We start from the raw sequence: 23,243 nt of genomic DNA, 5'->3' as shown, positions 1-23,243 counted from the left end.
ATTCGCCCCGAGCTTGTCGAAGGGTCGTTCTTTATTCGATGTCGCTAGAAGGACGGTGGGAGACCTTCGGTCGCCTTCGGCCCGACGGGCTCAGCACGAACGGGGCTGGGATAGCCCCTTTGTGGCTTCGTGGCTTTGTGCAAGTCCAAATCGCGACCTCAGATCAAACTCAACAGATCGGCCGGCCCAGCCGCCTCGGCCCCATCCTCCTCATCCTCCTCGCCCTCGAACTTGCTCAATGTCAGCCCCAGCAACCTGATCCCCTGCTCGGTCGGCAGCAGCGGCGCCAATATCGCTTCGCCTGCCGCCAGCAGCGCCGCCCCGTCGAGGATCGGCGCGGGCACCGATTTCGCGCGCGTGATCGTCCTGAAATCGGCGTAGCGCAATTTCAGCGTCACCGTCCGCCCGCGTGCGCCCTTCTTGGCCGCGCGGTCCCACACCACCGCGCAGACATGCGCGAGCGCCTCGCGGATTTCGGTATCGCCGATCAGGTCATTGAAGAAGGTGCGCTCGCCGCCGAGCGACTTCAGCGGCCGGTTCGACTTGACCCGCCGATGGTCGATCCCGCGCGCGAGATTATGGAGCCACTCGGCGCTGTTGCCGAAATGCTCGGCGAGCCACAGCGGGTCCTTGCCCGCCAGATCGGCACCCGAAAACACGCCAAGCCCCTCCATCTTCGCCGCGGTCACCGGCCCGATGCCGTGGAAGCGGCGGATCGACAGCGTCTGGACGAAGGCGGCGCCCTTGCCCGGCGGGATGACGGTCAGCCCGTCGGGCTTGTTCTGGTCCGACGCCAGCTTGGCGATGAACTTGTTGTACGACACGCCGGCAGAGGCGGTGAGGCCGGTCTCCTCGCGGATGCGGCGGCGGATCGCCTTTGCGGCCGCGGTCGCGCTGCCCAGCGCGGCCTTGTCGGCCGAGACGTCGAGATAGGCCTCGTCGAGCGACAGCGGCTCGACCTCGTCGGCATAGTCGCGGAAGATCGCGCGGATCTGGTGCGAGATGTCGCGATAGACCTCGAAGCGCGGCGGCACGAAGATGAGCTCGGGGCACTGCCGCTTCGCGGTGACGCTCGGCATCGCCGATCGCACCCCGAATTTGCGCGCCTCGTAACTCGCCGCCGCGACGACCCCGCGCCGCGACGAGCCGCCGACCGCGACCGGCAGCCCACGCAGCGACCGGTCGTCGCGCTGTTCGACCGACGCGTAAAAAGCATCCATGTCGACATGGATGATCTTGCGGACCGGCGCGTCCGGGGCCTCCGCGGCCCGATCTTTGGCATGATCTTCGGCATCTTCCACGCCGCCACGCTAGCATGTTGCCACGATGTTCTCAACGCCGCGCGTGCGCGCGGTGCTTGACGCCGCCGAACCAAACTGGCAATCGCCGCGGCCTTGGCGATGCGGGTATAGCATAGTGGTAATGCTCTAGCCTTCCAAGCTAGCTAGGCGGGTTCGATTCCCGCTACCCGCTCCAATTTCCCATACATCGTTGACCGTCACTGTCTGGACTTTTCCCGGAAATCTGCCATATTTGACGTCTGAATTGGTCGCGGACGTTCGCGATTGAACGCTGGCAGCCGGTAAGTCTGGGGGCCTTTTATGGGGGCCTTTCGTATTTCGGGCGTGTCATCGAACAAAAAGGCCCCCAATATGGCCCTCACCGATACGGCGATACGCAACGCGAAGCCTGCCGAGCGCGACTATAAACTGGCGGATTCCGGGGGGCTTTTCGTGCTCGTGACCCCAGCGGGCGGGAAGCTCTGGCGGCTCAAATTCCGAATCGATGGCAAGGAGCGCAAGCTGTCGTTGGGGCGTTATCCCGATGTCAGTCTAAGCGAGGCCCGGAAACGTCGTGACGCGGCCCGCGCGCAGATTGCACTTGGTGGCGATCCGGCGCGCGAAAAGCAGCGGCAGAAGATTAGGGCGAAGCTGTCAGTCGATAACACGTTCGCGGCCATCGCCGCCGAATATTGCGCCAAGCGTCAGCGCGATGGCGAGAAGGGGTGGGCGCAATCGACGGTCATCCGCACCGATTCCCTGCTGACCCGGCTTAACGCCTCGATAGGTCGATTGCCGATCGGCGAGATTGAACCGGCCGATGTGCTTGCAGCGGTGCGCAAGATCGAGGCGAGGGGAAAGCTGGAAAGCGCTCGCCGTACCCTGCAACTGGCAAGCCTAATCTTCCGATATGCCATTGCGACGGCGCGACTGACGTCCGATCCGACACGCGATTTGCGCGGCGCGCTTACCTCGCCGACCGTGACGCATTATGGCGCGATCACCGACGCCAAGCGCGCTGGCGAACTGCTGCGCTCGATTGACGACTATGACGGCAGCGGCGTTACCAAGCTGGCGCTCCAACTCGCGCCGCATGTGTTTGTGCGCCCCGGTGAGCTTCGCCATGCGGATTGGAGCGAGATCGATCTGGAGGCTGCTATCTGGGCCATCCCGGCCGGTCGCACAAAAATGCGCAAGCCGCACCATATTCCGCTCTCGCGGCAGGCGGTGGCGCTGTTTCGGGAAATTCACGAGGCGACAGGGGCGACGGGCTTTGTGTTTCCGTCGGTTCGCACGCGCACCCGGCCGATGAGCGAAAACACGCTCAATGGCGCGCTGCGACGGCTCGGCTACGCTAGCGATGAAATGACCGCGCATGGTTTTCGCGCGATGGCTTCGACGCTGTTGAACGAAAGCGGCAGATGGCACCCCGATGCTATCGAGCGCGCGCTTGCGCATGGCGATAGCGATAAGGTCCGCGCGGCCTATCATCGCGGCGCCCATTGGGACGAGCGCGTCGCGATGGCGCAATGGTGGGGTGACCATCTCGATATGCTGCGCAGGGGTGCCGAGATCGTGCCTATTCGGGCAGCTTAAGGGGTGCTGGACTCTTGTCATTGATCGGTGAACCATAGTGTGTGGACAAAATTGAACGCGCCCAGATTCGGTTGCTACTCGATCATCTCGGTGATGAATTGCGATCAGATTCGATTCAGCGCCAAAAGGCGATGCAGGCGGACCATTCCTCACGAGGCATCCTCAAGTCGGGAAACACGATCAAAGAAGCGCTCCGCATTGCGGAGGAGCTGGCGACCAGCTTTGTGAAGGCGGCGTTCGATGCCGTTTCCGATGTCGCAATGGATGTCCAAGCCTTCAACATGGTCTTCACCGATGTGACGATCATCCTAGCCGGATTGAAGGTGGGCGTGGACGAGGCGGTTTCCTTTACAACGGGGGCGCGTCAAACGAGCGCCGCGCGCGAGGCGAACCGGCTTTTTTTGGACCTGCAACAGCGGGTGTTGCGCTTGGCCGAGATCAGGAGGTTCGAGTTCACCCGCCCGGCCCCTTCCACGAAGCCATTGCTGGGAACGGCTCCTGCTGCCGCTGATATCGTGACGCGACACAAGAACCGAGGCGGCGCTCCGCTCGCTTCCCACTGGGACGAAATGTGGGCTGATATCGCGGTCCAGCTCTGGGAGGGTGATCTCAAACCTACGCGGCAAAAGGACATTTCCGACGCCATGTTCGCATGGCTGAACGCGCGGGAGCTGGACGCCGGAAACACGGCGGTCACTGATCGCGCCCGCGCTCTTTGGCAGAAAGTGGAGGAGCGGCTTAGGGGTTAGCGAACTTTCCCGAACCTTGCCGGACGACCATTCGCCCAGATTTATCGATGCTTGCTCGCATCCACTGGCACCCGCCAGCATGCAGGAGCAACGCAAATGGATCGCCTCGCTTATTCGATCAACGAAGCCGCCCGCGTCCTGAGTATGGGCCGCACGTCGATCTATGCCATGATCGCCGACGGGCGGCTCGAAGCCTTCAAACTCGGTCGCCGAACGCTGATCCGCGCCGAATCGATCCGCAAGCTCGTTTCGGGCAAGGCGTAACGGCATGCCCGCCCGGCGGATCAATCCGCGCCTGATCAAAATCCACCGCGCCTATAGTGCGGACGAAGCAGCCCGCGCGCTAGGAGTCCATAAGAACAGCGTGCGCGGCTGGATCAAGAAAGGCTTGCCTGTTGTCGAGGGCGGTCGCCCGGTTTTGATCCTAGGGCATGAATTGCAGGGCTATCTGGAGCGCCAGCGGAAGGCCCGGAAGCGTCCGTGCCCGCCGGGCACGATCTATTGCTTCAAATGCCGCGAACCGCGCCGACCGGCGCTTGGCATGGTCGAATATGTGTCCGGCAATGGCGCGGCGGGCAACCTGACCGCGCTCTGCGAGACATGCGACACGACGCTGTTTCGTCGCGCCCGGCAACGTGACCTTGCGACGATCATGCCCGGAATCGACGTCCAAATCAGGGAAGCAGGGCCACGCCTATTAGAGCGGCCATCGCCTTCCCTGAATTGTGACTCCTGAAAGGACTGATACGCCATGGCTAAACACAATCCCGCAAACACCCGGATCAAGCGCGAATATTTCGCCTACCTGAAGGAAGCAAAGCGCCGCGATGAATCGTCGATCGATGCGGTCGCCAAGGCGCTGTCGCGCTTTGAAACAGCGAACGGGCACAAGGACTTCAAAAATTTCCACCGCGAGCAGGCGGTCGCTTTCAAGCGGAAGCTGGACGAAGCGACTGCAGTCAAGACTGGCAAGCCGCTCAGCCGGGCGACGGTTCATAGCACCCTGTCGGCGTTGCGCGCATTCTTCGAATGGCTCGCGGGGCAACCCGGCTACAAATCTCGCCTGCGCTATTCCGATGCGGATTATTTCAATCTGTCCGAAAAGGACGTTCGCATTGCAAAAGCGGTGCGGGTGAAGGCGTTCCCAACGCTGGAGCAAATCCACCATGTCCTGTCCGCTATGCCGACCGGCTCAGCGATCGAACTACGCAACCGGGCGCTTATAGCCTTTGCCATTCTGACTGGCGCGCGCGACGGCGCGCTGGCGTCGTTCAAACTGAAGCATGTCGATCTGGCGCAAGGCCGCGTCGATCAGGACGCCCGCGACGTTCGAACGAAGGCGAGCAAGACCTTTTCGACATGGTTTTTCCCGGTTGGCGGGCAGGCATTGGCGATATTCGAGCATTGGTGTGGCTATTTGCGCGACGAATTGCTTTGGGGGGATGATGATCCATTGTTCCCGGCGACGCAAATCGGGCTGAGCGAAACCGGAGGCTTCCGGCCGGTAGGGCTGCGGCGTGATGGCTGGACCAGTGCCGGGCCAATTCGCACCATTTTTCGCGAAGCCTTCACGGCGGCAGGGTTGCCCTATTTCAACCCGCATTCGTTCCGCGACACGCTCGCGCAGCTCGGCGAACGCATCTGCCCGACGATGGAAAGCCTGAAGGCATGGTCGCTGAATTTCGGCCACGCGGGCATGATGACCACAATGACGAGCTACGGTGCGATGGCACCGTATCGGCAAGGTGAATTGATCCGTGGGCTTGCGGACCAAGGCCCTAGGTCGGCGAACGACGATGCGCTGGCGGCGGCGCTTGCCGAAACCGCGCGAAAATTTATGGGCGGACGCTGATCCGTCGGGGCTTGGCGATCCGGCCGAATTGTGGCTAACCCTGCGACATGTTTGAACAGACCTTCAAGAATATCGACGGCATTCTTCGCAAGGAAGCCGGGTGCGCTTCGGAGCTGGATTATACCGAGCAGACAAGTTGGTTGCTCTTCCTGAAATATCTAGACGATCTGGAGGCCAGCCGGGCGGTTGAAGCAGAATTGAAGGGTGCGGCCTATACCCCCATTGTCGATGCTGCGCATCGCTGGGGCTTGTGGGCGGTGCCCAAAGATGCGGCAGGCAAGATCGATCATAACCACGCCAAGACCGGCCCCGACCTGATCGATTACGTCAACCGCGAACTGTTCCCCTATCTGGAGGGCTTCAAGGACCGCGCGACCAGTGCCGACACGATCGAATATAAGATCGGCGAGATTTTCGGCGAGATCCGCAACAAGTTTCAGTCGGGTTATTCGCTGCGCGATGCCATCGATGAAATCGATGCGCTGTCGTTCCGATCGCAGGATCAGAAACACGAGCTGTCGCACCTATATGAAGCCAAGATCAAAAATATGGGCAACGCCGGGCGCAATGGCGGCGAATATTACACCCCGCGTCCGCTGATCCGCGCCATGATCCGCGTCATTAAGCCCAGCGTCGGCGAGAAAATTTACGACGGCGCGGCCGGATCGTGCGGCTTCCTTTGCGAAGCCTACGACTATCTGTTGCCGCAGGCGGACACGACCGAAAAGCGCGACATCCTCCAAACGCGGACCTTCTATGGCAAGGAGAAGAAGAGCCTCGCCTATGTCATCGGCACAATGAACATGATCCTGCACGGGATCGACGCGCCGAACATCGTCCACACCAACACGCTCGCCGAACAGATACTCGATATTCAGGAAAAGGACCGTTTCGACGTCGTCCTCGCCAACCCGCCGTTCGGCGGCAAGGAGCGGCCGGAAATCCAGCAGAATTTCCCGATCAAGACCGGCGAAACCGCCTACCTGTTCCTGCAACATTTCATCAAGTCGCTGCGCGCGGGCGGGGCGGCAGCGGTGGTGATCAAGAACACTTTTCTGTCGAACACTGACAATGCCAGCGTGGCGCTGCGCCGCGAGTTGCTCGATAGCTGTAACCTCCACACCATCCTCGATATGCCCGGCGGCACCTTTCAGGGCGCGATGGTGAAGACGGTGGTGCTGTTCTTTGAAAAGGGCGAACCGACCCGCAGCGTCTGGTATTACCGGCTCGATCCCGGCCGCAACTTGGGCAAGACTAACCCGCTGAACGATGCCGACATGGCGGACTTCATCGAGAAGCAGGCGAGATTTGCCGATGGGCCGAACGCATGGAACGTGCCGGCGGACACGCTTGACCCCGCGACCTTCGACCTGACAGTGCGCAACCCCAACGCGCCCGAGGCCGAGACGTTGCGCAGCCCGCAGGAGATACTCGACGAGATCGCCGCGCTGGATGCCGAAAGCGCGGAGATTCTGGCGCGGGTGAGGGAATTGCTGTGAAGGCGCCTTGGCCAACTACAGCGCTAAGCAATGTGTCGTCGATCGCCTACGGATACACCGAAAGCGCATCGTTCGATCCTGTGGGTCCGAAATTTCTGCGCATTACGGACCTTCAGGAAAACTCCGTCGCTTGGGAGCAGGTGCCCTATTGTCACGTCAATCCAACGGACCTTCGCAAGCACCGCCTGCTGAACGGTGACATAGTGTTCGCTCGGACTGGCGCGACCACTGGCAAAAGCTTCCTCGTTCGCGATCCGCCGGAGGCAGTCCCGGCGTCTTACCTCATCAGGCTCCGCCTCACTGACCCACGCGTAATGCCAGAGTTCTTGGCGCTTTTCTTTCAGACGGAGGCTTATTGGAAGGCCATTCGAGAAGGGTCTTCTGGCAGCGCGCAAGGGGGTTTCAACGCGTCGAAGCTGGGGGCACTAAAGCTCCCCCTTCCTCCCCTCGAAGAACAGCGTCGGATTGTGGCGGTGCTGGATGAGGCCTTCGCCGCCATCGCCAACGCTACCGCCAACGCTGAAAAGAACCTCGCTAATGCGCGGGAGTTGTTCGAACAAGCGTCGTCTGAATTGCTGACCAAAGGTGGCGATGACTGGCGGGAACATGCGCTCGACGAAGTATGCACGATCTCATCGAAGTTGGTCGACCCCCGACTGGACGAGTTCATCGACCTGCCACACATCGGGGCCGGAAATGTGGAATCACGCACAGGCGAGCTAAGCAAAGTGCTTACGGCGCGCGAAGAGGGCCTAATCTCCGGCAAGTTCCTGTTCGATCCGACAATGGTGCTTTACAGCAAAATCCGCCCATATCTGATGAAAGCATGCCGCCCTGATTTCCCCGGATTGTGCAGTGCCGACGTCTACCCGCTGGCTCCCATAGAGGGCAAACTGGACCGCAATTTTCTGTTTCAAATACTGCTCAGTCGGGGCTTCACCGCCTATGCCGAGGCAGGTTCGGCGCGTGCTGGAATGCCGAAGGTGAACCGAGATCATCTCTTTGCCTATCGGATCAAATTGCCCCCAATCGAAAAGCAGCGGGAACTTGCCGAAAGGGTTGATGCTCTGGCAGACGACTGCCGGAATCTGACCGGGTGCTTCGAAGCCAAACTGAGCGCTTTGGCCTCCCTCAAACAATCGCTCCTGCGCCGCGCCTTCGCCGGCACACTCACCGCAACTGTCCCCTTGGCAACCAATGACAACTGGAAAACCCCATCTTTTGCCGCGCAGGTGATCGGGCTCGCCTATCGCCGCCACCTCGCGAGGGGCACCGAAGCGACTTTCGGGCGGGTGAAGGCGCAAAAGGCGCTGCACCTTTGCGAAAGCGTCGGAATGGTCGATATGGGGCGTAATCCAATCAAGGATGCGGCAGGTCCAAACGATTTTCAGCACATGCTCGCCGCAGAAGATTGGGCGAAGGCGAATGAGTTCTTTGAGTTTGTGCAGCGACCGTCGGGTAATGGCTACGGCTTCAGGAAACTGCCTCTTTTCGACGCGATGATTGCCGACGGGGCAGCGGCCTTGAAGCCGGTGCAGGTACTCCTAGAAAGGGCCATTGCGCTGATCACGCCGATGAACTCGGAAGCGGCCGAACTGCTCGCCACGGTTCACGCGGCATGGAACAACCTGATTCTGGATGGCGTGGAGCCAACCGAGGACGCCATTATCCGTGAAGCCCGTGAAAACTGGCATGCCTCCAAGCTGAAATTCTCCGTTGGCAAATTTCGTGAAGCAATCGCAACCATTCGCTCGAAGGGCATAGTTCCTGACGGTTCTGCAAAGCGCGTCGGCGGACAGGAGGCGTTGGCGTTTTGAACGAAGCCGAAACCCGCGCCGAACTGATCGACCCCGCGCTTCGCGAAGCCGGTTGGGGCGTGGTTTCGGAAAGCCGCACGCGGCGCGAAGTCATCGCGCCCGGTCGAATTATGGGCAAGGGCAAGCGTGGCGCGGGGCTGAGCTGCGATTACGTGCTGGTTTATCGCAATACCAAGCTGGCGGCGTTGGAGGCCAAGGCGGACATCAAAAGCTATACCGAGGGGGTGGCGCAGGCGAAGGATTATGCGACGCGCCTGCAAACACGCTTTGGCTACGCCAGCAACGGCAAGCAGATTTACCGCATCGACATGGCGACGGGCAGCGAAGGGCTGGTCAATCGCTTCCCGACCCCGCAAGAATTGTGGGACGCCACCTTTGCCGATGCGAATTACTGGCGAGACCGCTTTGCCGCCGTCCCCTATGAAACCGGCGGCGGGCGTTTCGATCCGCGCTATTATCAGTATAACGCCATCGAGCGCGTGCTGGCCGCGATAGCGGGTGGGCGCGACCGCATCTTGCTGACCATGGCGACGGGAACGGGCAAGACCGCCATCGCCTTTCAACTGGCGTGGAAACTGTTTCATGCGCGCTGGAATTTGCAGGACTGGCGCGACACCCCGGCCGATGGCGCAGAGCCGACGCGCCGCCCGCGTATCCTGTTTCTCGCCGACCGTAATATTCTTGCCGACCAAGCCTATAACAGCTTCAATGCGTTTGAAGAGGATGCGTTGTCGCGGATCAAGCCCGGCGAGATCAAGAAGAAAGGCGCGGTGCCCAAAAACGCCAATATCTTCTTCACGATTTTCCAGACCTTCACGGCGGGCGTCGATGCCGACGGCGAACCCTCGCCCTATTTCGGCGATTATCCACCCGACTTTTTCGACTGCATCATCATCGACGAATGCCATCGCGGCGGGGCGAAGGATGAAAGCGAATGGCGCGCAATCCTGGAGTATTTTGCGCCCGCCGTGCAAATCGGGTTAACCGCGACGCCCAAGCGCACCAACAATATCGACACCTATGCCTATTTCGGCGATCCGGTTTATGTTTATTCGCTGAAAGAGGGGATTAACGACGGCTATCTGACCCCGTTCAAGGTCCGCCAGATCGGAACGACGATCGACGAATATGTCTTCACACCCGATGACGAAATCGTTTCGGGCGAGGTCGAAGAGGGTAAACGCTACACCGAAAGCGACTTCAACCGCCGCATCGAAATCCGCGAGCGCGAGACGTATCGCGTTCAGACTTTCATCGATATGATCGATCAGCGCGAAAAGACGCTAGTTTTCTGCGCGACACAGGAACACGCCGGGATCGTCCGCGACCTGATCAATCAGACCGCAACCAGCGCCAATCCTAATTATTGCGTGCGCGTTACCGCCAATGACGGCGCGGCGGGCGAGGCGTGGCTGAGGACCTTTCAGGACAATGACAAGACGATCCCGACGATACTGACGACTTCACAAAAGCTGTCCACGGGGGTCGATGCGCGCAATGTCCGCAACATCGTGTTGATGCGACCGGTAAATTCGATGATCGAGTTCAAGCAGATTATCGGACGCGGCACCCGCCTGTTCGACGGCAAGGAATATTTCACGATCCTCGATTTCGTGAAGGCCTATGAACATTTCAGCGACCCCGAATGGGATGGCGAGCCAATGGAGCCGCCGACGCCGGGCGAACCACGGCCAAAGGGCGAACCGCAACCGCCCGATGATCTGCCACCGCATGGGCCGGATGAACCGGAATTTCCGGCCGCCAAGCTGGTTATCAAGCTGGCGGACGGGAAAGAGCGCACCTTTCAGCATATCAGCGCGACGACATTCTGGAGCGTCGATGGCAAGCCGGTGTCGGCCACGCAGTTTATCGCAGACTTGTTCGGCCAATTGCCTGACCTGTTCAAAGACGAAGACGAGTTGCGCCGCCTGTGGAGCCAACCCGACACGCGCCGCAAGCTGGTCGAAGGTTTAGCCGAACGCGGCTTTGTCGGCGAAACCCTCGCCGCGATCCGCCGCGCCGTGGACGGGCAGGACATGGACCTGTTCGACGTGCTCGCATATATCGCTTACACCAAAGTACCTTTGAAGCGCGCCGAACGGGCAGGGGCAAACCGCGCCGACATATTGTCGCGCTATGACGCCAAGCAGCAAGAGTTCGTCGATTTCGTCCTAGGCCAATATGTCGAAGTCGGCGAAAGCGAACTGGACGGCGACAAACTGCCCGACTTGCTAGAACTGAAATATGGTTCGCCAATGGATGCGATCGACAAGCTGGGCAGCGTTGCGGATATACGGCGCACGTTCAGCGGATTTCAGAGCGACCTATATCGCGATTAGCGCGGTGAAAATCGTCCAGCGAAATCATTTGGGGGCCATATTGGGGGCCATTTGAAAACCGCATTGCATAGTAATGGCTAAAATACGCCAGTTATAGGTGATTTTGCGGTTCCCGCTACCGCTCCATTTTCCCGTTCGCCCACGTCCGCATCTGTCTGGACAATGTTCAAAAAAGCCTGATAATACAAAAAATCGCGTGCCGCGGGAACCATGTGGTGGCCGGGCGCGTTTCATTAACCTGCTTGATCGAAAGAACGAGTGGAATTTGGTTCTCGTCTCAGGACGGAACCTGGGGAGCCCCGCCGCAGAAATGCGACGGGGCTTACCTGTTTCGGGCCCTGCGATCCGCCAGCGCGGCGGGGGCCGCCCCGTCATATGTCGAAAATGCGCTGCGGAAGCGGTGCAAATAGGGTTACCGAAGCATGACGGCGCATGGTAACGCGCAATCAGGTCGCGCAAAGCGTCCCGGCAAAGGGGCAAGTCGTTTGGAATGACACGAGATTCGCATCCCGACCGCGATGCCAGGCGATTGCTCGCGACTCTGGGCGAGGGCGAGATCGCCTGTTTGCGTCTCGTCGGCGAAGGCTTGGGATCGAAAGCGATCGCACGCCGGCTGGGGCTGTCGCCGCACACCGTCGATGCCCGGCTGAAAGGGGCGTGCCGCAAACTCGGCACCAATTCACGCTTCGTCGCCGCCAAGATGCTCGCCGACAACCCGTTGGATTCTCTTGAAAACGCCCCGGATTCGCCCGATACCAAATTGGTATATGAAAATGTGAGCCTTCCCAGCGGGCCGATTGCCGCCGACAAGGGGGCGTCGACGGGGGAAGGCGACGGTCCCGACGATCTCGATCACTCCATGCCACAAAGGCCCGGGTCAGTGCCTGATTCCGGGAGCGGGGGGGCTTGGCTCGAGCCGGATCATCCGATCGCCAAATTCTTCGGAGGCGAGAACAGGCTTTCGGTCTGGCAACGGCTGCTCGTCAGCCTTGCCATCGCGATGGGATCGGTCATCGCGTTCGGCGTGCTCGTCAACGGGCTCGTCGGAATCTCGAGGCTCATTTCGTCTCCCTAATGGGCCACGTCGATCGCGCGGGCCAGGGAGTGGTAACATGCTCAAGGAACGCATCGCCGCCGCCAACGAGGTCGCGGACAAGCTGCATCAATATGAAAAGGCGATCGACGAAGCGATCGCACGCGCCGGCGAGCTGGTCAGCATCTTGCCGCAGGCGCAGGCATCGGCCAGACTGTCGGCCGTGACCGGCGATACGAGTTTCAATCTGCTGCACGCCTCGGTCTCGGGGTTGTTCGCGGGGCGCGCACAGGTCGTGGCGCTGCACCACGAACTGAACAATGTGAAGGACAGGATGGGTTTGAAGCACCGCGTCGTCGGCGCGGGCGACCTGGGCAAGCTTTTGCCGCCGTCGGCCAGTGTCGCCGAAGCGGATCCGATCCTCGCCGTCGACAGGACAGCGACGGCCTGAGGGCATTCCCCCAGGTCGTGATCACAACATGTCTATTGAGAGGACGTGACCATGATCTGGGGGGTGCTTTACCTGATCGCACTGATCACAGTGCTGGTCGTGGTACTGCGCATCGGCGAAAAGGAAAGCCGTTTTGCGATCCTCGCGCTGGCGATCGCGTCGGTGATGACCGTGGTCGCGCTCTACCTGACGCGCACGCGGTTCGAAATCTTCAATTTCTCGGTCGTGTCGGTCGACCTTGTGCTGCTCGCGGTCTATCTGGGCCAGGCCCTGCGCAGCCGGCGCTACTGGACCTTGTGCCTGCCGGCCTTTCAACTGATCAACTGCGTCACCCATCTCGCGAAGCTCGCGGCGCCGGATATCGTGCCGCGCGTCTATTCGGCGGGGCAGGGCTTCTGGGCCTATCCCACGCTCGCGGTCATCCTGGGCGCGGCGCTGTGGACGCGCGCCGACCGCAAGGGGCGCGCGGCGCGCGGCGGCTGACGCGCGTCTTGCGCCGCGATGAACGCGGGGCCGATCCTGCGACATTTTGCGACAAAAGTGCGTCGATCCGGCATGCCGGTGGGACAGACGGCGCCTAGACCGCCCTCATCGCAGCCCGTCCGCTTCGGGCTGCCCCATGAGGAGTTCGTTACGTGAAGAAGAAGATTTCGCTTCTGACGCTGGGTGCCGCGCTGATCGCCGTGCCCGTTCTCGCCGCCCCTGGTGCCGGTCAGAAGGCCGATGCCGACGGCAACGGCACCCTGACCCGCGCCGAAGTCCAGACCAACGCCACCGCGATGTTCGCCAGGATGGACGCGAACGGCGACGGCAAGCTCGACCAGGCCGACCGCGCCGCGAAGCGGACCGAGATGCAGGCCAAGGCCTTCGAGCGTTTCGACGCGAACAAGGACGGCAATATCAGCAAGGCTGAATGGGACCAGCATGGCGCCGATCGCGCGGCGAAGCGCGCCGAACGCGGCGAGAAGCGCGCCGAGGCCGGCGAACCCGGCACGCGCGGTCCCGGCATGCGCGGCCATCACGGCAAGCGCAGCGGCCACCACGGCATGCGCGACGGCATGATGATGAAGGCCGACGCCGACGGCGACAAGGCGATCAGCGCCGCCGAATTCCAGACCGCGGCGCTCGCGCGCTTCGACGCGTCCGACGCCAACAAGGATGGCCAGGTCACCGCCGACGAGCGCCAGGCGCAGCGCGCGGCGCTGAAGGAAAAGCGGGCCGAATGGCGCGCCAAGCGGGCCGCTCCTCCGGCGAACCCCGCCAACTGAACTGGCGGGACGGCGGGCGAGGGCGGCTATCTCCCCCTCCCTGGCATTGCCTTTGCCTGCCGTCCCTGCCAGCTATCGCCCACCGGCACCGCCGCCGGTGGGCGAACTATTTGGAAGCTTTGGACGGCCGATGACCGATAACGACGCGCCCCGCATCCTGCTAATCGACGACGAACCGTCGATCCGCGAGCCGCTGAGCGAATATCTGACCGCGCAGGGCCTGACCGTCACCGCCGCGGCCAGTGCCGCCGAGGCGCGCTCGGTCCTGCGCGCGCAGAGCGTCGACCTGGTCGTCAGCGACATCATGATGCCCGGCGAAGACGGGCTGTCGCTCACCCGCCATTTGCGCGAGACGAGCAGCATCCCCGTCATCCTGCTCACCGCGCGCGCCGAGGATACCGAACGGATCATCGGGCTGGAGATCGGCGCCGACGACTATGTCGTCAAACCCTTCAACCCGCGCGAGCTGGTCGCGCGCATCCGCACCGTGCTGCGCCGGACGCAGGCGGGCGGGCGCACGCTCGACCCCGGCGGCGCGAGCTATGCCTTCGGACCGTGGGTGCTGCGCGACGTCGAGCGCGTGCTCATCGATGGCGAGGGGCAGGAGGTCGCGCTGTCGTCGGGCGAATATCATCTGCTGCAGGCGCTGGTGCGCCATCCGCGGCAGGTGATGAGCCGCGACCGGCTGCTCGACCTCGTCCGCGGGCGCGAGGCCGACATCTTCGACCGTGCGATCGACAATCTGGTCAGCCGCCTGCGCAAGAAGATCGAGGTCGATCCCGCGCATCCGCAGCTGGTCAAGACCGTGTGGGGCGGGGGCTATACGCTCGCCTGCGAGGTCAAGCGGCTCGGCGGCGCGGCGTGAAACTGCGCCTCTGGCCCCGCAGCCTCGTCGGCCAGCTCGTGCTTGCGGTCGCGGCCGCGCTGTTCGTCGCGCAGGCGATCAATTACACCTTGCTCGTGCGTGGGCAGCGGCAGCAGGCGCTGGCGAACGGCAGCGGCATGGCGGTCGCGCGGATCATCGATGCGCTCGAACGCGACCGGCGCGGCGTCGCCCGGCCCGACGAGGCGGGGTCCCGGAAGCGCCTGCCGAAGATGCTGGTCGACGACCAGCCTTTCGCGCCGCCGCCGCGCGCGCAGCCCGTGCGCCATCTCGCCGACCATGTTACGGCGCAGCTTGCCGAGGCCGGACTCGACGCGCAGCGCGTCGACGCCTGGGTCATTCCGCATCGGCCGCAGCAGGCGAAACTGCACGGTCCTGCACGCACCGCGATCGTCTCGGCGAAGATCGGCGACCGCTATGTCACCGTACGCAGCTGGCTCCCCGCGGAGGGCAAAAGGTTGCAGGGTTTCCTGATCTGGCAGACGCTGTCGCTCTATCTCCTCATCCTCGTCCCGATCATGCTCATCGCGTGGCGCGCGGCGCAGCCGCTCAGGGCGCTGACCCACGCCGTGCGGCGCGATCCGATGGGCGACGGGCCGCCGCTGGTCGAGGAAGGCCCGACGGACGTGCGCGACGTGATCGGCGCCTTCAACGCTTCGCGCGCGCGGATCGGCGCGATGCTCGCCGACAAGGACCGCATGCTCGGCGCGGTCGGCCATGACCTGCGCACCCCGCTCGCCAGCCTGCGCGTGCGCGTCGAGGCGGTCGAGGACGATAAATTGCGCGACAAGATGATCGCGACGATCGACGAGATGACCGCGATGCTGACCGACATATTGGCGGTCGCGCGCAGCGGCGCGGGCAAGGAAGCACCCGAAACCTATGATGCGGCGACGCTTCTCGCGCAGCTCGGCGAGGAATATCGGGCGATGGGTAAGGCCGTTATCGGTCCACACTCCTTTCCGCCGAACCTGCCGGCGCTCAGCGGGCGTCCGCTGCTGGTCCGCCGCGCGCTGCGCAACCTGATCGACAATGCGATCGCCTATGCCGGTGGTGCAGCGCTGGTCGCGGAGATCGGCGACGGCGAGGTCCGGCTTGTCGTGCGCGACGACGGGCCGGGCATCGACCCGACGCTGATCGTCGACCTCGTCGAACCCTTTGCGCGGGGTGAGGCATCGCGCAATCGGGCCACGGGCGGCGCTGGGCTGGGGTTGGCAATCGCGAATGCGCTGGCCGAGGGCGAGGGGGGGCGGCTCGATATCGCCAACCGCGCCGATGTACCGGGGCTGGATGCGGCGATCGTGTTGCCCACTATCTGACTCCCCTCCCTGGAAGGGAGGGGAACAAGCTTACGCGTAGATCGCGATCCCCTGGCTGCCGCTCACCACCGGCTCGCCGGCGCGGTTCCAGATCATCATGTCCTGTACCGAAAAGCCGCCGCGCGCGAAGCCGGTCTTCGCCGACAGCAGCCACCAGCCGTCGTCGGTCTCGGGCTTTCCGGTCAGCATGTTCACCGTCCAGTTCATCGAGCTGATCGGCCCGAATTCGGTGAACAAAGCCATCGCGGCGGGCGGCAGCGCGTCGCCCATCGCGAGCAGCGCGACCGCGGGGTGGCACGCCGGTTGCTCGACGAAGCGCACCCAGGTCAGATAATCGCCGACATCGCTCTTCCAGTCGAAGCGCGGTCCGGTCGTCGGGCGCATGTCGAAATGGCGCACGAAGCTGGGCCGCGCCTTGTGATCCGGAACCGGCTCGAGGCTTTCGGGCGCGGGCGCATCGGGCATCGTCAGGCTGTTGTGATCGAGATGGCTTTGCCGGTCGCCCGAGAAAGCGAAGGTTGCGGCGGTGCCGAAACCCGCGTCGCTCGACACCCCGGCATCGACGAACAGGCTCGACTTCGACTGGCGCAGCACGCGCGTATCGACGGTACAATCGCCGCCGACCGGACCGACAAAGCTGATCTGCGCATAGCGCAGCGGGGTTTCGGTCGGATGGAGCGCCATCGTACCTGCGAGCGCGACCGCCGAGCTGATCCCGCCATAGGCGGTGCGCCCCTGCATCCATCCGTCGTCGATATGCGCCTTTGCGACTTCGCCGTCGATACGGAGCGTTGATAGGAGCGCGTCGAGGGCGCTGGGGGAGTTTGCCATCATATCTGCCATTTCAAACAAAACCGTTCGCCCTGAGCTTGTCGAAGGGCCGTTCTTCCTTTGCGAGAGGAAAGAACGGTGCTTCGACAAGCTCGGCACGAACGGAAGAGAGGTTATTCTTCGATCTGGAAGGTCAGCCCGGCATTGGCGGTCAGGCGGTCGATCAGCGCCTCGCCGAGCAGCGCGCCGGGGGTCCACACCCCGCCGTCGCCCTTGTTCGCCAGCAGCGCGATCCCGGTCTCGGCGAGCATCTTCGAGGTCGAGCCATAGCCGGGGTCACGGTCGCCCTGCACCGACGCGCGGATCGTCGTGCCGTCCGGATACTCGCCGATGAAGAGGATATCGTAGAAGCCGTTTTCGCGTTCTTCCTTGCTCGGCCCTTCGCCGGGCTGGAGCTTGGATTCGCCGAACGGGTTCGCTTTCGCCATCGCCTCGGCCATCGCCTTGCCCGCGTCGCCGATCGTCGTCATCACCATCTCGTCATAGACCAGGTCGGCGCCCCATTGGTGGCCGAGCAGGAAGTTGGTGCGGTGGACATTCTTGGTGTTGATCGCCGCCATCACGAAGGGCGCGGTCCAGGTGCCGGTCGCGCCATCATATTCGGGGATCAGTCCGGTCGGCTGCGACGGGCCCTCGAATCCCGGGGTCAGCGCAAAGCTCGAGCGCAGCAGCAGTGCGAGCGAAGGCTTTTTCGCGATGGCCTTCAGCGTCTCGGTCAGGCTGGCGATCGTGCCGCCCGACGCGCCGCCCGCCATCTTGCGCACCCGGCCCTTGACGCGCGGCGCGGGCTTGCCGTGGCGCTTCACCGCCTCGGCCTGCAGGAACAGCACGCCCAGGTCGAAGGGGATCGAGTCGAAGCCGCAGCTGAAGGTGATGCGCGCGCCCGACGCCCTGGCCGCATCCTGATGCGCATCGATCATCTCGCGCATCCAGCCGGGTTCGCCGCAGAGGTCGGCATAGGCTGTGCCGGCCTTGACGCACGCCGCGACGACGTCGCTGCCATAGAGCTGATAGGGGCCGACGGTGGTCAGGACGACCTGCGTCCGCGCGGCCATCGCGTCGAGGCTCGCAAGATCGCTCGCGTCGGCGACGACCAGCGGCGTGTCCTTCGGCGCGCCTACAAGCGCGCGCACCTCGGCCAGCTTGTCGGCGCTGCGCCCCGCCATCGCCCATTTGGGCGCGTCGGCGGCGCCGCCATAATGCTGCACCAGATATTCGGCGACGAGGCGGCCGGTAAAGCCGGTCGCCCCATAGACGATGATGTCGAACTCGCGGCTTCCCGCCATGGCCAGCTCTCCCTTTACGTAAACGTAAAGAGGGCTAGCGCATGGGCGGAGCGATGCCAAGCGGCAAACGTGCCGCCATCGCTCCCGGGGCCAGCCGCGTGCCGGTCAGGACAGGTCGTACAGCGCGTCGTCCTGGTCCGCGATGCCGCCACCGCCGCCGCGGGTGTGGTGCGCCGGAATGACCGAGCGCAGCTGCGGAGTCGACCAGGGCTTTTGATCGTCGGAACGGCGGGGGGTGTTGTCGGCCATCAGAGGATACTCCTGTTTGGGGACTTTGATGCTGGGCGAAACATCGGAACAAATCAAACAACAATCGTGGCTAACGGCGCCAGAAGGGCTTTTTTACCGCAACCGGCGCGCCGACCGCTTCGGCGCGGCCCTCGGCGCGTGCGGCGCGCAGCTCGGCCTCGGTCAGGCGCGCCTCGGCTTGGTGTCGCGCCAGTTCGTCGCGGCGGTGCTGGCGCAGCGCGTCATAACTCCAGCGCGTGTGGCCATAACCGAAGAGGCAGAGCAGGCCGCCCGCGATCGCGAGATTCTTCATCGCGGCCATCGCCTGCAGCGGATCGGTGAACTCGCGGTGGAAAAAGAGGATGGTGAGCAGCACGAAAGCCGCGAGCAGGATCGCGAACAGCCGCGTCGCGATGCCCAGCGCGATGCACACGCCCGCGACTAGTTCGAACAGGCCGGTCGGGATCGCGAGCCCGGCGGGGAGTCCTGCCGCTGAAATCATGGCATTGGTGTCGGCGACGTGGATCAGCTTGTTGATCCCGGACACGACGAAAATCACGGCGATGAACAGGCGCCCGATAAAGACCGCAATCATGGACATGGATGATCCTCCACTTAGGCCCCGTCCGCTTGTGCAGTCAGGACGCGTGGAGGCGCGGGAGGTTCCCCGCGATCAGGCCGCGACGTCAGGACAGGTCGTAGATGACGTCGTCGACATCGCCATTCTGCTCGCCACTGCCGCCGCGGGTGCGGCGGACGGGCACTACGCTCTGCATGCGCGGCGCCGACCAGCCTTTCGCTTCACGCCGGTCTTCGTCGGCACGGCGGCCATGTCGATTTTTCATGCCGTGAACCCCCCAGGACGGGCCGAACATGCGGCAATCCTATGCGGGAATCAAGAAAGGCCGGTCAGAGCGGTGCAAGCCCGATATCGCGGATTTCGCAATCCTTGCACTCGATCGCGCGCAGCATCAGCGAGTCGACCCCGCCGCCCAGTGGCAGGCTGGCGATCGCGACGCTCTGCCAGCCTTCGCCCGCCGCGACGGCGACCTCCCGTCCGTTCAGCGCGAGGCGCCCGCCGTGCGCTGAACGGACGCGGAGGGTGGCGTTCCAGCGCCCCGGGCCGCTCGTCTCGATGCCGTAGCGCATCCATTCCCCGGCGACGAAGTCGGTGACATAGGCCCCTCCATCGGCGTCGCGGGCGAGATCGACGCCGTCGTTGCGCCCGGTCATGCCGTTGTTCCACGGCGTGCGCTCGCCACCCGTCGCGACATGATAATTGGCGTCGACCGTATCGCTATAGGCGACCCCGGCTGGACCCAGGTCGTAATCGACGGCGCGGATCGTCAGCGAACCCGCGCCGAGCTTGCGGGCCACGAACATTTTCGGGCTGGCGTCGTGCGGCTGGCGAAACATCGCGTCGATCACGTCGGGTTTCGCGATATTCTTCGCGAAGCGGCTGTTTTCGGCGAGCTGCATCATCGCGGCAAAGGCGATATCGGCGTCGGGTTTCGGTCCCTTGCCGGTCGCCCATGCGACGATTTTCATCCAGCCGTCGCCGGGGGCGATCTCGAGCGGCTGGTTGAAGCCGATCTTCTTGAGCGGCCAGAAGTTCCAGCCGATGCCCTCGCCCTCGACCAGCGCGATCGCATCGCGGAACCAGACATTGCTGTTCTCGCCCGACTCGCCCAGCCACACCGGCCGGCCATAGCTCGTCCGCAGCTTGACGATATCGGCGATGCTGGCGGCGTCGTTGCGGTTCCAATATTTGTGGAAACTCAGCACCATATTGGCGTCCCATGCCGGCGGCAGGCCCTTGTAATTATTGCCCCAGCAATTGCCCTCGACGATGATCATATGCTTGCTGTCGACGCCGCGGATTGCCTTGGTGATGCGCTGCTGCAGGTCCCAGACAGCCTTGCTCTCGGTCTCGTCGCAGCCATTGCCCTTGCCGGGCGTGGCAAAGCTCCAGTTCGGTTCGTTGATCAGGTCGTAGCCGCCGATCCACGGCTCGTCCTTGTAGCGCGCGGCGAGCTTGGTCCACAGCATCACGGTCTTGCGCTGGTTCTCTTCGCTCTCCCACAAAGCCGGCTTGGCGGGATCGCGGTCCGATATCGCGAGGTCGTTGCCCTGGCCGCCCGGCGCGGCGTGCAGGTCGAGGATCAGCCAGATCCGGTTCGCCTTGCTCCATTCGAGCAGCCGGTCGATCCGCGCGAAACCTTCCTCGTGCCAAGTGTCGTGCCCCGCGCGCGGCTCCTGGTCGGCGGGCAGGGTCAGCTGGTCGAAATGGATCGGCAACCGCACCGAATTGAACCCCCATTTCGCCATCTGTGCGATGTCGGCCTCGGTCGTATGATTGTCGAGCCAGGCGCGGTAGAATTCGGCCGTGCGCTCCTCGCCGACCAGTTCGACGAGCTTCGCGCGAACGCGATGCTGCTGCCCGACCTCGCCGAGTTTCAGCATATAGCCTTCCTGCAGCATCCAGCCGCCGAGCCCCATGCCGCGCAGGATCACCGGCTCCCCGCTGTCGTCGACGATCTGTGTGCCTTGGGTCCGCAACCAGCCCCCGGCCTGCGCCGCGGTGGAGGAAATCAGCGCCGCAAGCGCCAGCAAGGCCGGTCCGAATTTCATGATGGCATCCCCGTTTATGATTTATGGGAACGTTATCAATCGTAGCAGGAAGAGCAAGCTCTGGATGCAATTCTCCATTTTTTCCGTCATCCCGGCGAAGGCCGGGATCTCGCCGGTGCGTCATGACGATAGGTGGAGATCCCGGCCTTCGCCGGGATGACGGAATTGGCGACAAGCTCGGGGCGACGGACTGCTTAAAGCTTGGGCAGCGTGACGCCCTTCTGCCCCATATATTTGCCCGCGCGGTCGGCGTAGCTCGTCTCGCACGGCTCGTTGCCCTGCAGGAAAAGAAACTGGCACGCGCCCTCATTGGCGTAAATCTTGGCGGGCAGAGGGGTGGTGTTCGAAAACTCCAACGTCACATGGCCTTCCCAACCAGGCTCGAGCGGGGTGACGTTCACGATGATCCCGCAGCGCGCATAGGTCGACTTGCCGAGGCAGATCACCAGCACGTCGCGCGGGATGCGGAAATATTCGACCGTGCGCGCGAGCGCGAAGCTGTTCGGCGGGATGATGCAGACGTCGGTTTCGCGATCGACGAAATTCTTGGGGTCGAAATTCTTGGGGTCGACGATCGTGCTGTCGACATTGGTGAAAATCTTGAACTCGGGCGCGACGCGCGCGTCATAGCCGTAGGAGGAGAGGCCATAGCTGATGCACCCGTCGCGGCGCTGCGCCTCGACGAACGGTTCGATCATGCCCTGCGTCCGGGCGGCGTCGCGAATCCAGCGGTCGGAAAGAATGGCCATGTCCGTCTCTTGTCGGGGCGGCTCGCCAAGCGCAAGCTGTCAGTGGTGCGGGCGACAACGTCACGGCGACCGGATAGTAAAATTCCTCCCCGCTTGCGGGGAGGTGGCAGCGCGGAGCGCTGAGGGGGCTCGCGTCCTTGCGCGACGCCGCTCTTTGCTTCCCGCCCCCTCCACCACTGCTTCGCGGCGGTCCCCCTCCCCGCAAGCGGGGAGGATTGGAAGGGATCAGTCGATCAGCCCCAGATCCTTGGGCCCGAAGGCCGCGGGCAGCAACTCGCTCAGCCGATAGCTGTTCACCGCCCGGCCATCGCCCGAAGCGCAGTGGACGAGGATGTCGGCCTTTGACCGCTCGGCGGCCTCGTTCAATATCTGGCGGCAGCGGCCGCACGGGTTCACCGGATCGCTGCCCAGCAGCGCGTCGCCCGCGGGCCGCCCGCCGACGATCGCGACTTCGGCGAGTTCGCCGATCCAGCCTTCGTTGGCGATCTTCGCGACCGCCGCCGTTTCGGCGCAGAGCGTCAAGCCATAGCTCGCATTCTCGACATTGGCGCCGGTGACGACGTCGCCATTCTTGAGCAGCAGCGCCGCCCCGACATGAAAGCCCGAATAGGGCGCGTAAGCCCGGCGCGCGGCGTCGCGCGCCGCTTCGATCAGCGCGTCGCGGGTCTCGCTCATTGGATGTCTCCGTCGGGGCGCACGACGTTCCAGCCGATCGTGCCGTCGGCGCCCGAAATGCGCATATAGTCGTTCGCCTGCCACATCGCCCAGGGATGCGCGCCATAATCGGGCGCAAAGAAATCGCGGCGTAGCCAGGCGGTGCGCGCGATACCCTTGGTCACCTGATAATCGGCGTCGAAGGTCGGGCTCGGCGCGATCATGCTCGGCTTGCCCATATGCGCCTCGATCTGGGCGAGGAAGGTCGCGAGTTCGGAGTAGAGCAGCGCACGCGTCGGCCGATCGGGGCAGCGGTCGTCATAATCGAGCCACACCGCCGCGGGCAGCATGTCGGCGCGGCGCGGCACGTGGCGGATGAAATTCGCCGCCTGGTCGGTCGCGAGGCGGCAGAGGTCGTAGCGGTGGATCGCCCCGGTCTGGACGTCGGCGAGCCGCGCCTCGCGCATGTTGCGCGCGAACATCGCGTCGGCGCGGTCGGCGCCGTCGGTCGCGAGCAGATAGGCGAAATCGGCGCCCGCGGCCTTGACCGATCCCCAATGGACCTCGCCGTTGCTGGCGTCGATCGTCGCGCCCTGCCACGGATATTCGTCGCGCGCCGGCGCCCAGCGCGCCGCCCACCACAGCGCTAGCCCCGCGGCGAGCAGCACCAGCAGCAGCGCGGCGCCCAGCCGTCGCAACCAGCGTAGCAGCGCGGCGCGCCAGCCCGCTCCCGACTTTGCCGGCTTCTTCTTCGTGCCTGCCGCCCCCGTCGCCATCG

At 63.5% G+C, this 23,243-nt stretch carries 24 protein-coding genes and 1 tRNA gene; 15 read left to right on the top strand and 10 right to left on the bottom strand.

Annotated features, from left to right (window positions below; translation table 11 throughout):
- Positions 1–158 precede the first annotated feature (158 nt).
- A complete protein-coding gene (gene dinB, locus AC1RNQ_RS12825) occupies positions 159–1,301 on the bottom strand; it encodes a DNA polymerase IV (RefSeq protein WP_493171532.1) in 1,143 nt (380 codons plus the stop codon).
- A 101-nt stretch (positions 1,302–1,402) separates the two neighbouring features.
- Between dinB and AC1RNQ_RS12820 the strand changes: the two genes are divergently transcribed.
- From AC1RNQ_RS12820 to AC1RNQ_RS12750, 15 genes are all read left to right on the top strand, one after another.
- A tRNA-Gly gene (locus AC1RNQ_RS12820) sits at positions 1,403–1,476 on the top strand.
- Between the two features lie 176 nt (positions 1,477–1,652).
- The gene (locus AC1RNQ_RS12815) at positions 1,653–2,876 is read left to right on the top strand and encodes a tyrosine-type recombinase/integrase (protein ID WP_493171531.1); all 1,224 of its coding nucleotides are present in this window, start codon (positions 1,653–1,655) and stop codon (positions 2,874–2,876) included.
- Between the two features lie 41 nt (positions 2,877–2,917).
- Positions 2,918–3,625 (top strand): hypothetical protein, encoded by a 708-nt coding sequence (locus tag AC1RNQ_RS12810; protein ID WP_493171530.1) that lies wholly within the window; start codon positions 2,918–2,920, stop codon positions 3,623–3,625.
- Positions 3,626–3,721: 96 nt separating this feature from the next.
- Positions 3,722–3,889, top strand: coding sequence for a helix-turn-helix domain-containing protein (locus tag AC1RNQ_RS12805; RefSeq protein WP_260581345.1), 168 nt, complete (start codon positions 3,722–3,724; stop codon positions 3,887–3,889).
- 4 nt (positions 3,890–3,893) lie between these two features.
- Positions 3,894–4,361: a helix-turn-helix domain-containing protein gene (locus tag AC1RNQ_RS12800; RefSeq protein WP_493171529.1), complete on the top strand. Its 468-nt coding sequence runs from the start codon at positions 3,894–3,896 to the stop codon at positions 4,359–4,361.
- Between the two features lie 15 nt (positions 4,362–4,376).
- On the top strand, positions 4,377–5,477 hold the full coding sequence (locus tag AC1RNQ_RS12795; RefSeq protein WP_493171528.1) for a site-specific integrase: 1,101 nt from the start codon (positions 4,377–4,379) through the stop codon (positions 5,475–5,477).
- 47 nt (positions 5,478–5,524) lie between these two features.
- The gene (locus AC1RNQ_RS12790) at positions 5,525–6,976 is read left to right on the top strand and encodes a class I SAM-dependent DNA methyltransferase (RefSeq protein ID WP_493171527.1); all 1,452 of its coding nucleotides are present in this window, start codon (positions 5,525–5,527) and stop codon (positions 6,974–6,976) included.
- 32 nt (positions 6,977–7,008) lie between these two features.
- Positions 7,009–8,793, top strand: coding sequence for a restriction endonuclease subunit S (locus AC1RNQ_RS12785; RefSeq protein WP_493171526.1), 1,785 nt, complete (start codon positions 7,009–7,011; stop codon positions 8,791–8,793).
- A complete protein-coding gene (gene hsdR / locus AC1RNQ_RS12780; protein WP_493171525.1) occupies positions 8,790–11,132 on the top strand; it encodes an EcoAI/FtnUII family type I restriction enzme subunit R in 2,343 nt (780 codons plus the stop codon). Before AC1RNQ_RS12785 ends, hsdR begins: the two co-directional genes overlap by 4 nt.
- A gap of 490 nt (positions 11,133–11,622) precedes the next feature.
- Entirely contained in the window at positions 11,623–12,207 is a 585-nt protein-coding gene (locus AC1RNQ_RS12775; protein ID WP_493171524.1) for a helix-turn-helix domain-containing protein, read from the top strand.
- Between the two features lie 37 nt (positions 12,208–12,244).
- Complete coding sequence (locus AC1RNQ_RS12770) at positions 12,245–12,616, top strand: hypothetical protein (protein ID WP_493171523.1); 372 nt, start codon at positions 12,245–12,247, stop codon at positions 12,614–12,616.
- A gap of 45 nt (positions 12,617–12,661) precedes the next feature.
- Positions 12,662–13,099 (top strand): hypothetical protein, encoded by a 438-nt coding sequence (locus AC1RNQ_RS12765; RefSeq protein ID WP_493171522.1) that lies wholly within the window; start codon positions 12,662–12,664, stop codon positions 13,097–13,099.
- Positions 13,100–13,251: 152 nt separating this feature from the next.
- The gene (locus tag AC1RNQ_RS12760; RefSeq protein WP_493171521.1) at positions 13,252–13,884 is read left to right on the top strand and encodes an EF-hand domain-containing protein; all 633 of its coding nucleotides are present in this window, start codon (positions 13,252–13,254) and stop codon (positions 13,882–13,884) included.
- A gap of 130 nt (positions 13,885–14,014) precedes the next feature.
- The gene (locus tag AC1RNQ_RS12755; protein ID WP_493171520.1) at positions 14,015–14,749 is read left to right on the top strand and encodes a response regulator; all 735 of its coding nucleotides are present in this window, start codon (positions 14,015–14,017) and stop codon (positions 14,747–14,749) included.
- Positions 14,746–16,086 (top strand): sensor histidine kinase, encoded by a 1,341-nt coding sequence (locus AC1RNQ_RS12750; protein ID WP_493171519.1) that lies wholly within the window; start codon positions 14,746–14,748, stop codon positions 16,084–16,086. Before AC1RNQ_RS12755 ends, AC1RNQ_RS12750 begins: the two co-directional genes overlap by 4 nt.
- Before the next feature lie 30 nt (positions 16,087–16,116).
- Here the strand turns inward: AC1RNQ_RS12750 and AC1RNQ_RS12745 are convergent, their stop codons facing one another.
- The 9 genes from AC1RNQ_RS12745 to AC1RNQ_RS12705 all read right to left on the bottom strand — a co-directional run bounded on the left by AC1RNQ_RS12745 (position 16,117) and on the right by AC1RNQ_RS12705 (position 23,241).
- Positions 16,117–16,920 carry an acyl-CoA thioesterase gene (locus AC1RNQ_RS12745; protein WP_493171518.1) on the bottom strand — a complete coding sequence of 268 codons (804 nt, stop codon included), beginning with the start codon at positions 16,918–16,920 and terminating at the stop codon, positions 16,117–16,119.
- 110 nt (positions 16,921–17,030) lie between these two features.
- Positions 17,031–18,203: a saccharopine dehydrogenase family protein gene (locus AC1RNQ_RS12740; RefSeq protein WP_493171517.1), complete on the bottom strand. Its 1,173-nt coding sequence runs from the start codon at positions 18,201–18,203 to the stop codon at positions 17,031–17,033.
- 105 nt (positions 18,204–18,308) lie between these two features.
- Positions 18,309–18,452: a hypothetical protein gene (locus AC1RNQ_RS12735; protein WP_493171516.1), complete on the bottom strand. Its 144-nt coding sequence runs from the start codon at positions 18,450–18,452 to the stop codon at positions 18,309–18,311.
- Positions 18,453–18,522: 70 nt separating this feature from the next.
- A complete protein-coding gene (locus AC1RNQ_RS12730; protein WP_493171515.1) occupies positions 18,523–19,032 on the bottom strand; it encodes a DoxX family protein in 510 nt (169 codons plus the stop codon).
- 85 nt (positions 19,033–19,117) lie between these two features.
- Complete coding sequence (locus AC1RNQ_RS12725; protein ID WP_493171514.1) at positions 19,118–19,276, bottom strand: hypothetical protein; 159 nt, start codon at positions 19,274–19,276, stop codon at positions 19,118–19,120.
- A gap of 64 nt (positions 19,277–19,340) precedes the next feature.
- A complete protein-coding gene (locus AC1RNQ_RS12720; RefSeq protein WP_493171513.1) occupies positions 19,341–21,062 on the bottom strand; it encodes a cellulase family glycosylhydrolase in 1,722 nt (573 codons plus the stop codon).
- Between the two features lie 194 nt (positions 21,063–21,256).
- A complete protein-coding gene (gene dcd, locus AC1RNQ_RS12715) occupies positions 21,257–21,811 on the bottom strand; it encodes a dCTP deaminase (RefSeq protein ID WP_493171512.1) in 555 nt (184 codons plus the stop codon).
- A 225-nt stretch (positions 21,812–22,036) separates the two neighbouring features.
- On the bottom strand, positions 22,037–22,486 hold the full coding sequence (locus AC1RNQ_RS12710) for a cytidine deaminase (RefSeq protein ID WP_493171511.1): 450 nt from the start codon (positions 22,484–22,486) through the stop codon (positions 22,037–22,039).
- Positions 22,483–23,241, bottom strand: a complete 759-nt coding sequence (locus AC1RNQ_RS12705; RefSeq protein ID WP_493171510.1) for a glycoside hydrolase family 25 protein — start codon at positions 23,239–23,241, stop codon at positions 22,483–22,485. The genes AC1RNQ_RS12710 and AC1RNQ_RS12705 overlap by 4 nt, the downstream gene beginning before the upstream one ends.
- Positions 23,242–23,243: the final 2 nt, after the last annotated feature.

The sequence above is a fragment of the Sphingopyxis sp. GW821-FHT12F08 genome (assembly GCF_058806755.1).
The sequence above is the reverse complement of the archived record's forward strand: the minus strand, read 5'-3'. Positions and strand labels throughout refer to the sequence as shown.

Coding starts and splice junctions, on each gene's coding strand:
- AC1RNQ_RS12815 (WP_493171531.1), top strand. CDS start 1,653: ATGGCCCTCACCGATACGGCGATACGCAACGCGAAGCCTGCCGAGCGC.
- AC1RNQ_RS12805 (WP_260581345.1), top strand. CDS start 3,722: ATGGATCGCCTCGCTTATTCGATCAACGAAGCCGCCCGCGTCCTGAGT.
- AC1RNQ_RS12800 (WP_493171529.1), top strand. CDS start 3,894: ATGCCCGCCCGGCGGATCAATCCGCGCCTGATCAAAATCCACCGCGCC.
- AC1RNQ_RS12795 (WP_493171528.1), top strand. CDS start 4,377: ATGGCTAAACACAATCCCGCAAACACCCGGATCAAGCGCGAATATTTC.
- AC1RNQ_RS12790 (WP_493171527.1), top strand. CDS start 5,525: ATGTTTGAACAGACCTTCAAGAATATCGACGGCATTCTTCGCAAGGAA.
- AC1RNQ_RS12775 (WP_493171524.1), top strand. CDS start 11,623: ATGACACGAGATTCGCATCCCGACCGCGATGCCAGGCGATTGCTCGCG.
- AC1RNQ_RS12770 (WP_493171523.1), top strand. CDS start 12,245: ATGCTCAAGGAACGCATCGCCGCCGCCAACGAGGTCGCGGACAAGCTG.
- AC1RNQ_RS12755 (WP_493171520.1), top strand. CDS start 14,015: ATGACCGATAACGACGCGCCCCGCATCCTGCTAATCGACGACGAACCG.
- AC1RNQ_RS12745 (WP_493171518.1), bottom strand. CDS start 16,920: ATGATGGCAAACTCCCCCAGCGCCCTCGACGCGCTCCTATCAACGCTC.
- AC1RNQ_RS12740 (WP_493171517.1), bottom strand. CDS start 18,203: ATGGCGGGAAGCCGCGAGTTCGACATCATCGTCTATGGGGCGACCGGC.
- AC1RNQ_RS12735 (WP_493171516.1), bottom strand. CDS start 18,452: ATGGCCGACAACACCCCCCGCCGTTCCGACGATCAAAAGCCCTGGTCG.
- AC1RNQ_RS12730 (WP_493171515.1), bottom strand. CDS start 19,032: ATGTCCATGATTGCGGTCTTTATCGGGCGCCTGTTCATCGCCGTGATT.
- AC1RNQ_RS12725 (WP_493171514.1), bottom strand. CDS start 19,276: ATGAAAAATCGACATGGCCGCCGTGCCGACGAAGACCGGCGTGAAGCG.
- AC1RNQ_RS12720 (WP_493171513.1), bottom strand. CDS start 21,062: ATGAAATTCGGACCGGCCTTGCTGGCGCTTGCGGCGCTGATTTCCTCC.
- dcd (WP_493171512.1), bottom strand. CDS start 21,811: ATGGCCATTCTTTCCGACCGCTGGATTCGCGACGCCGCCCGGACGCAG.
- AC1RNQ_RS12710 (WP_493171511.1), bottom strand. CDS start 22,486: ATGAGCGAGACCCGCGACGCGCTGATCGAAGCGGCGCGCGACGCCGCG.
- AC1RNQ_RS12705 (WP_493171510.1), bottom strand. CDS start 23,241: ATGGCGACGGGGGCGGCAGGCACGAAGAAGAAGCCGGCAAAGTCGGGA.